The sequence below is a fragment of the Cardinium endosymbiont of Culicoides punctatus genome (genome assembly GCF_004354815.1).
Taxonomy (GTDB): Bacteria; Bacteroidota; Bacteroidia; order Cytophagales; family Amoebophilaceae; genus Cardinium.
The window spans coordinates 1-12,364 of sequence record NZ_QWJI01000024.1 but is presented as its reverse complement, the minus strand read 5'-3'; the positions used below and the strand labels follow the sequence as shown (position 1 = coordinate 12,364).

The following is a 12,364-nucleotide window of genomic DNA, read 5'->3' as shown; positions in this document are numbered from 1 at the left end:
AGTTGCGTAGTAACTTTCATCGTTGAGTACAATAATTTGAAGTTAGTAACTATAACTACAAAAATATCAATTATTCACTAAAAATATCAATTATTCACTACTTTGCGAAAGTCCTGTTATTTACACAATCTCTTCAGAAGCCCCTGCAATTTTCGGTGGTGGTACAAATATATGATACTAAATTACTCAAACTAGATTTTATATTTTTGTTTTGATAATGAATATTTTATTGATTTTTTTGCATAAATAATTCTATTTTTTGTCTTTGTTAAAGCCATTATTTACTATATCTATGTTAGTGAGGTATTCAGAATAGCTTTCTGTAATGTGTTTGCTTAAAAAAAATTAACCACTTCTTATTAAACGACATAAAATACACTCAAGATCAAATACTTATTCCATCATATATTTGTACCACCACCCAATTTTCTAACATATCAATAATTTCTTTATCCTTTGTTTCTTGTGCAAACTGCATATAACTTAAACCAGAAGCATTTTTTATGGACAAGTCTATATCAGGAATAAATAATAATTGACGAATTGCATCTACATACTTCAGTTGTATGGCTAAATGCAGCGGAGTATTGCCATCGTTATTTTTTATGTTTATAGCATTCTTTTTTTTCTTTAGTCGCATTAATAATGTGTTAATGATGCTTGTATGCCCTCCTCTTATGGCTAAATGTATCGCAGTATTGCCATCATTATTTTGTTTTTCTATATCAACTTTAGATAATAATAGTTCATATATTATTTCTTTAAAGAGCTCATTACTAATTGTTCCTTCACAACCATTTTCTATTACCGAATGAAGGGCAGTATTGCCATTGATATCTTGTAAATTTGTATCCGTTTTTCTTTTCAGCAACAGTTTGACTGCTTCCAAGGAACCATGATGCGCTGCCAAATGCAGTGGCGTATTTCCATCATTATTTTGCATATTCACATTATCATTATTATCCTCTAATAGCTTTAATAATGTGTTTATGGTGTCTGTATAACCTTCTATTATGGCCAAATGTAGTGGCGTATTTCCATCATTATTTTGCATATTTACATTACCGTTATTATCCCCTAATAGCTTTAATAATGTGTTTATGGTGTCTGTATAACCTTCTATTATGGCCAAATGTAGTGGCGTATTGTCATCGTTATTTTGTATATTCACATTGCTGTTATTATCCTCTAATAGCTTTAATAATGTGTTTACAGTATCTGTATGACCTTTTATTATTCCCAAATGCAGTGGCGTATTTCCATCGATATCTTGTAAATTTGCATTAATTCTCTTATTTTCCATCAATGGCTTGAGTGCTTCTAAAAAATTTATATCCATTGCTACATGCAGCGCAGAGCGACCATAGCTATCTACTTTATTTGCTTTATTACCAATAAATTTCAATATTAATTTAATTAAAATTAGTTTTCTTTTTCTAACTGCAATATGAAGCCAAGTTTCATGATTTTTAGTATTGGTTTGTTCACAACTTGAATTTGGCGTATCTATTCCTTCACATATGCACTTTGTTTGTGTGCTACAACTACTGTGCAGTACAGGTAATAATCTGATCATAATAGTTATTACTACAATGCTAAAACTTTTTCTATTTAAGTTCAATAAGTAATTATTATTAGTCATAAAATGTTAAATTTTAATTTTTAATGTAAGCCATAAAATTACATAAGTATGCCTAATTAAAACAAAAAATTACACCTAGTTAGTCAGTTTTGAAGTATGGTATAATGGATTTTTTGCAAAAAAGCAGGATTTTATATGATCTAAAATAGACTTTTCTCGAAACAGACTTTTTAGTTCTATATTTGTTGATAGGAGTTGGAATAAAACTAAGTAAAAGGGTTGAAGTAGGTCGAATTTAATGCTTCCCTTTTTAATAAAGTGGTCCCGGAAGGACTCGAACCTTCAACCTACTGCTTAGAAGGCAGTTGCTCTATCCATTGAGCTACGGAACCAAATAGACATTGCTATAATTTTTACCTTCTTAAATACATTTTAATGGAAGGAGGATATTTTTCTAAAAAGATTCTATTTTTAGATCATTCATCTACGCCATTGCAGGACACATATTTCATTGACATATATTCCCACTTTAGCGCATTATAGCTGTCGGGGCGGCAGGATTCGAACCTGCGACCTTCTGCTCCCAAAGCAGACGCGATAACCGAGCTACGCTACGCCCCGCATACATTCAGAATCCGAGCGGATAGGGGGGGATTCGAACCCCCGGTACAGAGTAATCCATACGGCAGTTTAGCAAACTGCTGGTTTCAGCCACTCACCCACCCATCCTAAACCATTTCCAAAAAGAAAGACTTACTGCAAAGCTAATACAAAATAACGGAAATGTAAAATATTTTATCATATAGTCCAGAAATCTATTCATATGTTTTCAGGACATCATTAAAATAATACGCCATGGATAATTTTAGTAAATTTGAATGGTGATAGACACAAGTAGCAATTGATTAAACTGGACCTGTATGTTACAAACAATGAAGTCATTAATGACTGGATTATTAGATTTCCTTTTTCCTCCTATATGTGTATGTTGTGATACGAAACTTGTTCAAGGAGAAATACAGATTTGTACCACCTGTTTTAGTTCATTTCCAGAAACAGATCCCCATAACGCTGTAGAAAATGAGACTGTCCGTAGGCTTATAGATAAAACCACCATAGCATATGGTCTTTCCCTTTATAAACTACGAAAAAACAGTCTTCTAGAACGAGCACTTTTTGCAATGAAATATAAAAATCAACCTAAAATTGGTGAAATATTTGGGCAACAATATGGCAATATGCTATGCCACACATCTATTGCTAGTGCTATAGACGGTATAGTGCCCATCCCTTTACATCCAAAGAGGTTAATGACAAGGGGGTATAATCAAAGTGTCCTTTTTGCAAAAGGACTTGCTGAGTCATTAAACCTTCCTTTATATGTATCATGTGTAGAGCGGGTTCGTAATACCCCTTCCCAGACAAAAAAGACCAAAGAAGCGCGCATCATAAATCTTCAGAATGCCTTTGCCGTAACCCAGCCAGATCTAATAGCGGATAAACATCTATTATTGGTGGATGATATTCTCACAACAGGAGCTACATTGGCATCTTGTACAAAAGAATTTTTAACACAGGGAGTTGCTAAAATAAGCATTGCTACCATAGCTGTTGTGGAAGAATAGGCCCTTTGACTGCCATTTTTTTGTGGGAGGATCTATTTTTTTAAATGAAATAATATGTTATAGTTGAAATAATCAATATTAATGCGTATTTTTCGACTTGTAGATTTCCGTTTTTTACGAATCCACGAAGGAACTTTGCTAAAAATATACAAGTTTTGTAACTTTACAAGCCCTATATTCAAAATAAAAATTATAACTAGTACATGTTAACGATTCAACAGTTGGTAAAAAAAGGAAGAAAAAAAAGTTCTTCTGTATCAAAATCTCCAGCCCTTTCCTCATGCCCACAACGTAGGGGCGTGTGTACAAAGGTATACACTATGAAACCAAGAAAACCAAACTCTTCTATGAAGAAAGTGGCAAGGGTGCGTCTTACAACGGGTAAAGAGGTAAACGTTTATATTCCTGGAGAAGGTCATAATCTACAAGAACACTCTATCGTTCTTGTTAGAGGAGGAGGTGTTAAAGATTTATCTGGTATTCGTTACCGCGTTATACGTGGTGTACTAGATACTGCAGGTGTTGGTGGAAGACGCCAAGGCAGGTCTGTATATGGAGCAAAAAGACCTAAAAAGAAGTAAGCTACTTTGGTCTCCACCTAGATAATATCTATCCTAATTGTAGAGGACTTAAAAGTTATGTTTCATATTAACGTTATTTAAATAAAATGTAGCTTAAAGTTGCTGCAAAAAGTTTAGTTTCAGTTTAAAAAATAAAATGAGAAGAAAAAGAGCCACGAAAAGAGAATTATCGCCAGACTATAAATATGGAGATCCACTTGTAACTAGATTTGTAAATGGATTAATGCGAGATGGAAAAAAAAGTCTTGCGTTTAGCATTTTTTATGATACCATTGAGTTAGTATCCGATAAAACAAAAGAAGATGGTTTAGAAATTTGGCGTAAGGCATTGAACAATGTAATGCCTGCTTTAGGCGTCAAGCGTCGACGTGTTGGAGGTGCTACACTGCAAGTACCCGTTGAAATAAGGCCAGATAGAAGGGTTTTTCTGGGTATGAAGTGGTTGATTTCTTCTGCAAGGGATCGTGGCGAAAAGACCATGAAAGAGCGACTTACCAATGAGATTATTGCAGCTTCCAATGAGGAGGGATCTGCCTTTAAACGTAAAGTTGATACCCATAAAATGGCTAGTTCCAATAAGGCCTTTTCACATTTTAATCTGAAATAAAATGGCAAGAAGTGAACTAGGGCTTTTACGGAACATAGGCATTATGGCCCATATTGATGCCGGTAAGACGACAACAACCGAACGCATCTTGTACTACACAGGTCTAACACATAAAATAGGTGAGGTGCATGAAGGGGGGGCTGTTATGGACTGGATGGAGCAAGAGCAAGAAAGGGGCATTACGATTACTTCTGCTGCGACTACCACATTTTGGAAATATCCTACCATACAAGGCAAGGCAGATAACCATACAAAAACTTATAAAGTCAACATTATTGATACACCTGGTCACGTAGATTTTACCGTTGAAGTAGAGCGCTCTTTGCGTGTTTTAGATGGGGCTGTTGCTTTGTTTTGTGCCGTTTCAGGCGTAGAACCACAATCTGAAACCGTGTGGCGTCAAGCGGATAAATACCGAGTACCTCGCATTTGTTTTGTAAATAAAATGGATAGAGCGGGAGCCAACTTCTTTAATGCACTGCACGAAATTAAAGAAAAGTTAGGAGCCAATCCTGTTCCCTTACAAATCCCTATTGGAAGTGAAACCTCATTTAAGGGAGTCGTGGATCTTATTACGAATGAGGCAATAGTTTGGAATGAAGATGACTTGGGTATGACCTATCAAGTGGTATCTATTCCAGATGATCTAGTGGAAACGGTAGAAGAATGGAGACAAAAACTTATTGAAAGTGTAGCCTCTTATGATGAGGGCTTAATGGAAAAGTTCTTTGATGATCCAAATTCGATTACTGCCGATGAAATTAGGGTAGCTGTTCGTAAGGCTGTTATTGATCTTTCTTTTTCTCCCGTACTTTGTGGCTCAGCTTTTAAAAATAAGGGTGTTCAAGCATTGTTAGATGCCGTATGTACGTACCTTCCGTCTCCGTTGGATTTACCCCCAGTGGAATGTGTGCATCCAGATACGGAGGAAACTTCATTGCTACGATCAGAAGAAACTGATCCTTTTACAGCACTTGCTTTTAAAATTGCTACAGATCCATTTGTAGGTAGAATTGCCTTTTTACGTGTATATGCTGGTGCATTAGACGCCGGTTCCTATGTCTATAACAATAGAACAGAGAAAAAAGAACGTATTTCCAGGTTGATGCAAATGCATGCCAATAAACAAAATCCTATTGATTCTGTAAAGGCAGGAGACATTTGTGCTGTGGTAGGTTTTAAAGAAATTAGAACAGGTGATACATTAACCAGTGAAAAACATAAAGCCATTTTGGAAGCTATTACATTTCCAGAACCTGTTATTGGTTATTCGATTGAACCTAAAAAACAAGCAGATCAAGATAAGCTAACGACATCTATTTCAAAGTTGATAGAGGAAGACCCAACTTTGCGTATGGAAACCAATCCTGAAACAGGTCAAACGATCCTTAAAGGGATGGGAGAGCTCCATTTAGAGATTATTATTGATCGACTCAAACGTGAATTCAAACTTGAAATCAATCAAGGTGCACCGCAAGTAGCCTATAAAGAGGCACTTACATCTACGGTAGAACACAAAGAGGTTTATAAAAAACAGACCGGTGGTAGAGGTAAGTTTGCAGATATCGTTTTTGAAATAGGGCCTAAAGAAAAGGTAGAAGGAGAACCTGATAAGCCAGGATTGGAATTTGTTAATAAGATAGTAGGTGGTGTTATTCCGAAAGAATTTATTCCAGCTATTCAAAAAGGATTTGCTGCAGCTATGCATAATGGTCCTTTGGCGAGCTATCCTGTAGAATCTATGCGTGTAAAAGTTGTTCATGGTTCTTACCATGACGTTGACTCCGATTCTTTATCTTTTGAACTTGCCGCCAGAGCTGGATTTAGGGCAGCAGCTCAAAAAGCTTCTCCCGTGCTTTTGGAACCGATTATGGCTGTAGAGGTAGTTACGCCAGATGAGTTTACAGGACCTGTAACGGGAGATCTTAATAGAAGAAGAGGTATTATGAAGGGTATGAATAGCAAAGCTGGTGCACAAATTATTAAGGCAGACATACCATTGGCAGAGCTATTTGGATATGTTACAGATTTACGAACCATTACCTCAGGGAGGGCTTCCGCTTCGTTGACTTTTTCTCATTATGAACCGGTTCCTAGAAACTTATCAGAAGGTATTATCAACAAAGCAAAAGGTATAACCGTATAATTTATTTGTAATTATTGCACTAATATAATATGAATCAAAAAATCCGAATCAAACTTAAATCGTTTGATGCTACGCTTTTAGACAAATCGGCCGAAAGTATTGTTAAGGCTGTAAAAGCTACTAGGACAGTAGTAAATGGTCCTATACCTCTTCCATGCAGAAAAGAGGTATATACCGTGCTCCGTTCTCCTCATGTGAACAAGAAGTCACGGGAACAGTTTCAACTTTGTACCTATAAAAGGCTGATAGATATTTATTCTAATAGTTCAAAGGCGGTAGATGCATTGATGAAATTAGAACTGCCCAGTGGTGTGGAAGTTGAGATTAAAGTTTAAAAAGTATTTTAATCCAGTCGCCTGGGGATATCTCCAGGCGCTTATGGAAAACTGTAAGATCTTCTACGTTGACCTCCTTTCTGTTAAGGCTTTGCTTGGTTTATTACTTCTTTGTGTTTTGTTGCTATAATTCTGTTGTTTGAGTCGTAGCAATTTTCTGCTTGGGGTTGCTTATTATTTTTTTGAACATTTCTGTTATTTTTTTGACTATTTTTTTTGCCTTTTTATTTTCTTTTTGTTGCTTCAATAAATTTTCAGAGGTGTATACATCTTGATTTTTTATATTTAAATCAGCTTCTTTTTCTGATAGTAAATTAATTATATCTTGATTACCTGAATCAATTGCATAATCAAGCGCTGTATTATGGTCATTATCTATTGCATGTCTATCAACTCTATATTCTATTAGCCTTTTTGTTATTTCTAAAAGGCCAAATGCAGCTGCTAAATGCAGAAGGGTAATTCCAGCCTTGTTTTTTACATTTGAATTATTATTATCTAATAGCAGATCTATTATCTCCTTATTCTTATCATTCTTATTCTCATAATATGCATAAAATGCATAATGGCAAGGGGTATTTCCTGCATGATCTGTATTTTCTAGAAGAGCATGATAGTTTTTTAATATTTTGGCTACCTCAAGAAGGCCATACTCAGCTGCTAAATGCAGAGCCGTTGTGCCAAGGTGATTCTGTATATTTATTATATTTGGCTGGGCGTCTAATAGTACTTTAACGAGTTCAGCTATTTCACCATCATCTTTTTTATCATTATTAATGAATACATAATGTAAAGGAGTATTTTTATCATTATCTTGTTTTCCACAGTTCGCTCCATAGTTTGTTATTAGGACTTTTGCTATATCGCAATGACCATATTGAATAGCCAAATGCAGAAGCGTTTGTCCCAATTCATTTTGTATATTTATATTTTCGTTGTTTGCTAATAATGCTTTAACTTTTTTAAGATTACCTTCTATAGCTGCATCGTGTAACGGCAGTGAATGCTCATTTTCATTATTATTTTGATCCGTTGTATCGTGTAACAGAGTATTTTCATTTTCATCTGTTTTGGGTTGAGTATTTTCATTATTATTTTGATCTGTTGTATCGTGTAACAGAGTATTTTCATTTTCATCTATTTTGAGTTGAGTAAAATTATTTTCATTACCGAGTAACGGGGTCACTTTTTCATCTTCATCAGTTTTATTTATAGTCTCATGGACTACATTGGGTGATGAAGATTTTACTTCTGTATCTTTATTAGTAGTGAAGATATTTTCGCCAATTATGTTGGGTGCTATTTTCCCTTCTTTATTCTCAACTTCAACAAATTGACTAGTTTGTATTATATTACGTAACAGGGGAACTTTTTCATTACCATTACTGATTGTTTGTTTACTTACATTAGATTGGTTAGGCTGGACTACAGACGGAGTTTGCTTTCCGCTAAGTAAATTGTTTTCATCTTTTTTTTGTATTGCTACTTTGATAATGTCTCCATTATCAAGTTGATATTGTCTTGTACAACTATGCTTACTACTGCTCATAATATACAATAAGACTATCATGACATAGAAAGAAAATCTGATTTTTTTAAAAAAAGGATGATAACTGTACATATATATTACACTAATAAATTAAAAAGGTTAAGAAAATGTCAATCATAAAAAGCGAAATCAATTGATTATGATGAATAGATACAAATAAATACCTGTTAAAATAAGTATTAAAAACTGATTTTACTTATACATTTATAATAGGTAATTTTTTTATTAAAAACACAAAAATATTTCATATGCTATATTAAGATTTAGATACATCCAATTAACTTGAAAGCTAGATAAAATCTAGTCTAGAAATGTAAAACGGATGATTAATTCGGTTCACATGTATTACATTGGGTGCTCAACAGGAACTTCTCTAAAAGGCTTCCTCTTAGTGATGCTCTATCTTTAAAAAGAATGTTCCAAGTTTCGCACTTATGAGGAACTTTCGCTATAAAATCCTTCTTATCAGATCCCTTTGTTAATCTATATGCTTTTTTTAATAGTAATTTAGCTATGTCATAATATTTTTTACTAATTGCATAATGCAGAGGAATATATTTATTCTGATTTGGTATATTGTGTTTAGCCTCTTTATCTAATAATAATTTAACTATATCATAATAATTTTTATTAATTGCATAGTGCAGAGGAGTATATCCTTTCTCATCTTGTATATTTAGGTCAGCTTTTTTGCCTAATAGTAGTTCAGTTTCTGCATATTTATTTTTATCAACTGCATAATGCAAAAGAGTAATTTTTTTATTACCTATTCTCATATTTATATCTTTTATATTTGAAATAGTTTGATCATTTATTAAATCTATGATTTTATCATACTGCTTCTTTAGATCTAACAAATCCAAAGGCGTTTGTTGAAGCTCATTTTCGATATCTAGATGAGCATTATGCTGTAATAGTAGGTCATATAATTTCCAATTATCGTCATTAATTACATAATGCAGGGGAACATATCCGCACTTATTTTGTATATTTGGATAAGCCCCTTGTTCTAATAGCCATTGAACTATTTCATTTGTCTTATCATTTTTCTTACAAACTATATAATGTAAAAGCGTATTCTCTTCATCACCTATTTTTTTATTTATTTCTGTTTTATTTAGATTAGCTCCACCTTGTTTAGATTTATTTTTGATAAAAAACTGTATTAGTTTTATGAATATACTTTCATAATCAGCTATAACTGCCAAATCCAAAGTAGTTTGTTGTAGGTCGTTTTTAATAAGTAAATCATCACTATTTTTTAATAGTAGTTTAATTATATCAAATTTATTTTCTTTAACTGCTATATGCAGTGGAGTGTTACCATCTTTGTCTTTTTTATTTGGATCCGTATCATTTGTTAATAGCAGTTGAACAATGTTCAATTTATCATTACGAATGATGTAATGTAAAAGTGTATCTTTATTATCGTTATCAATTGTCTTATTAAATATTGTTTTTAGGTCAGCTCCAAGTTGCTTAGATTTATTTTTGATAACTTGTGTTAAGTGTATGACTATATCACAACGATCATGTATAACTGCCAAATCCAAAGGTGTTTGGTTTTTGTCATTTTCGTAAAGTGGATCAGCCTTCTTGTCTAATAGTAGTTGAACTGTATTAAGTTGATTGTGCTTAACTGCTATATGCAGTGGAGTGTTACCATCTTTGTCTTTTTCATTTAGAACAGCTTGATTTTTCAATAATTTTTTAACTGTTGTATAGTCCTTTTTAAGAATTGCTGTATGTAAAGGATATTCATCACTTTCTAATGATTCTTTAACTTTTTCAGATGGTATTTTATTAGTTCCTCCATCCGAATTAGTACGCTTGCGTTTATTTATATCCAATCCACTAACTAGATCGGGTAATGGGGGGTTACTAATTTCTTCAGTTGAATTTTTATTCTCTAAACTTTGCGTTGAGCTAGATTTTTTTTGTAAATTGGGAAGGTTGTTTTTATTAGTTATGGTATCATTGATTTGTCTTGTTCTTGAAGTTGATATGTGTTCTGTACAACCAGTATTGCTACTATACGCCATATATAATAATAAGACCATTATGGTATAGAAAACAGATCTTTTCTTTTTAGCAAAAGAGTAATGATTGAGCATATTACAAATGGTTTAGTTTGAACAAAAAAATAAAAAAATGCAATCCCAAAAAAATCATAATCGATTGATTATGATTGCATACACAAAGAAATAGTTATTAGACTAAGTATTAAAAACTGCTTTTGCTTATACATTTATAATAGGTAATTTTTGTATTAAAAAAAAGCACAAAATTACATTTGTGGTAAGAAGGCAAAATTCATGTTACATTCGGTAGTTTGCTATTTGTGCAAAACCACTAAGGAGCAAGGGGATCTGATGCTATGCAAGATATAGGGATATTAGGGATATAAAGACCCAGGGGAAAATTGTATGCGTTAGGATTTAGTCTAATAGCACTGTTTGTGGCAGTTAAATGATGATTATCGAACGTTCCCTAATGCAATGATGATTTGATTGAGAATAGATTACATGTTACGCTGTTCAATCATAGGATTGTTAGTCAACTAAAAATCTAGAAAAAGCATGACTCCCCGCATAAAATACATTATTTTGCAATTCCGATTCAATCTGCAGTAGTCGATTGTATTTAGCTACGCGATCTGTACGACAAGGTGCACCTGTTTTAATCTGTCCAACACGTGTCCCAACAGCCAAATCAGCAATGGTCGTATCTTCTGTTTCTCCCGATCGATGAGAGATAATAGAAGCATAGTTCCCATTTTTGGCACCAATAATCGCTTCTAGTGTTTCGGTGAGTGTTCCAATCTGATTCGGTTTTACAAGCAATGCATTAGCCCATTGCTGATCTATGCCTTTTTGTAATAATTTTTTGTTTGTAACAAACAGATCATCACCGACCAATTGTACACGTCTACCTAACCTTTGGGTAAGCTGCAACCAGCCATCATAATCAGCTTCTGCCATGCCATCTTCTATGCTGATAATTGGATATGTATGAACCAAATATTCCCAATAATTCACCCATGTCTCTCGATGTAATGGCTTACCCTCTAAGTAATAATTGTTGTTTTTATACAGTTCATTGCTTGCAACATCTAAGCCAATGTAAATATCTTTTCCAGGCGTATATCCCGCTCGAATGGTAGCCTCTAAGAGATACTCAATGGCCTTTTCATTGGAACTTAAATCTGGTGCGAATCCTCCCTCATCACCAACATTTGTATTCAATCCTTTTTGTTTAAGATATCCCTTTAAAGTATGGAAAATTTCTACGCCAGAACGTAAGGCTTCTTTAAAAGAATCAAAGCCTATGGGTAGGATCATAAACTCCTGTATATCGATATTATTATCTGCATGTGCTCCCCCATTAAGGATATTCATCATAGGCACGGGCATAACAAATTTTTCATCTGGTTTGTAAGATAATAGATCAGAAAAATATTGATACAATGTTTGCTGACGGACTAAAGCAGCAGCCTTAGCAATGGCCAAAGAAACAGATAAGATCGTATTGCCTCCTAAGTTTGCTTTATTTGGGGAGCCATCAAGTTGTATCATTAGCCCATCCAAAAAAGATTGTTCACTGACTTCTTTTCCAACTAAATGACTGTTAATGGTTGTATGAATATGTTCCACGGCCTTTAAAACACCTTTGCCATGGTAACGATGGGGATCCGAATCTCTTAGCTCAACTACTTCTAAAGAGCCTGTAGAGGCCCCTGAGGGGACACTTGCTCTTGATTTTATTCCTGAGACCAATTGTATTTCTGTTTCTATCGTTGGATTTCCACGTGAATCCAAAATCTCATGTGCAGTAATAGAATGAATTTTGGACATAAAAAATTGGTGGTGGTACAAATATATGATTTTACTTAGCCCAAGCGTTACCTTTATTTATGCTATCAATGACTATCATGATTGC

Annotated in this window: 9 protein-coding genes and 3 tRNA genes; 5 read left to right on the top strand and 7 right to left on the bottom strand. The window is 33.9% G+C overall.

Features of this window, described 5'->3' with window-relative positions; all coding sequences use genetic code 11:
• Nucleotides 1–385: 385 nt before the first annotated feature.
• The 4 genes from CCPUN_RS03655 to CCPUN_RS03640 all read right to left on the bottom strand — a co-directional run bounded on the left by CCPUN_RS03655 (nucleotide 386) and on the right by CCPUN_RS03640 (nucleotide 2,311).
• Nucleotides 386–1,642 carry an ankyrin repeat domain-containing protein gene (locus tag CCPUN_RS03655; RefSeq protein WP_133282228.1) on the bottom strand — a complete coding sequence of 419 codons (1,257 nt, stop codon included), beginning with the start codon at nucleotides 1,640–1,642 and terminating at the stop codon, nucleotides 386–388.
• Nucleotides 1,643–1,901: 259 nt separating this feature from the next.
• Nucleotides 1,902–1,974 (bottom strand) — tRNA-Arg (locus CCPUN_RS03650).
• A 154-nt stretch (nucleotides 1,975–2,128) separates the two neighbouring features.
• Nucleotides 2,129–2,203 (bottom strand) — tRNA-Pro (locus CCPUN_RS03645).
• Nucleotides 2,204–2,222: 19 nt separating this feature from the next.
• Nucleotides 2,223–2,311 (bottom strand) — tRNA-Ser (locus CCPUN_RS03640).
• 191 nt (nucleotides 2,312–2,502) lie between these two features.
• Between CCPUN_RS03640 and CCPUN_RS03635 the strand changes: the two genes are divergently transcribed.
• The 5 genes from CCPUN_RS03635 to rpsJ all read left to right on the top strand — a co-directional run bounded on the left by CCPUN_RS03635 (nucleotide 2,503) and on the right by rpsJ (nucleotide 6,876).
• Complete coding sequence (locus tag CCPUN_RS03635; RefSeq protein ID WP_133282227.1) at nucleotides 2,503–3,207, top strand: ComF family protein; 705 nt, start codon at nucleotides 2,503–2,505, stop codon at nucleotides 3,205–3,207.
• Nucleotides 3,208–3,410: 203 nt separating this feature from the next.
• Nucleotides 3,411–3,788 (top strand): 30S ribosomal protein S12, encoded by a 378-nt coding sequence (rpsL, locus tag CCPUN_RS03630; protein WP_133282226.1) that lies wholly within the window; start codon nucleotides 3,411–3,413, stop codon nucleotides 3,786–3,788.
• 136 nt (nucleotides 3,789–3,924) lie between these two features.
• Nucleotides 3,925–4,395: a 30S ribosomal protein S7 gene (rpsG, locus tag CCPUN_RS03625; RefSeq protein WP_133282225.1), complete on the top strand. Its 471-nt coding sequence runs from the start codon at nucleotides 3,925–3,927 to the stop codon at nucleotides 4,393–4,395.
• Nucleotide 4,396: 1 nt separating this feature from the next.
• Complete coding sequence (fusA, locus tag CCPUN_RS03620) at nucleotides 4,397–6,541, top strand: elongation factor G (protein ID WP_133282224.1); 2,145 nt, start codon at nucleotides 4,397–4,399, stop codon at nucleotides 6,539–6,541.
• Between the two features lie 29 nt (nucleotides 6,542–6,570).
• Complete coding sequence (gene rpsJ / locus CCPUN_RS03615; protein ID WP_133282223.1) at nucleotides 6,571–6,876, top strand: 30S ribosomal protein S10; 306 nt, start codon at nucleotides 6,571–6,573, stop codon at nucleotides 6,874–6,876.
• A gap of 124 nt (nucleotides 6,877–7,000) precedes the next feature.
• Here the strand turns inward: rpsJ and CCPUN_RS03610 are convergent, their stop codons facing one another.
• The 3 genes from CCPUN_RS03610 to eno form a co-directional block, all read right to left on the bottom strand.
• Nucleotides 7,001–8,446: an ankyrin repeat domain-containing protein gene (locus tag CCPUN_RS03610; protein WP_165941938.1), complete on the bottom strand. Its 1,446-nt coding sequence runs from the start codon at nucleotides 8,444–8,446 to the stop codon at nucleotides 7,001–7,003.
• Nucleotides 8,447–8,751: 305 nt separating this feature from the next.
• The gene (locus CCPUN_RS03605) at nucleotides 8,752–10,539 is read right to left on the bottom strand and encodes an ankyrin repeat domain-containing protein (RefSeq protein WP_133282221.1); all 1,788 of its coding nucleotides are present in this window, start codon (nucleotides 10,537–10,539) and stop codon (nucleotides 8,752–8,754) included.
• Nucleotides 10,540–10,977: 438 nt separating this feature from the next.
• Entirely contained in the window at nucleotides 10,978–12,279 is a 1,302-nt protein-coding gene (gene eno, locus CCPUN_RS03600) for a phosphopyruvate hydratase (protein WP_133282220.1), read from the bottom strand.
• Between the last annotated feature and the right edge of the window lie 85 nt (nucleotides 12,280–12,364).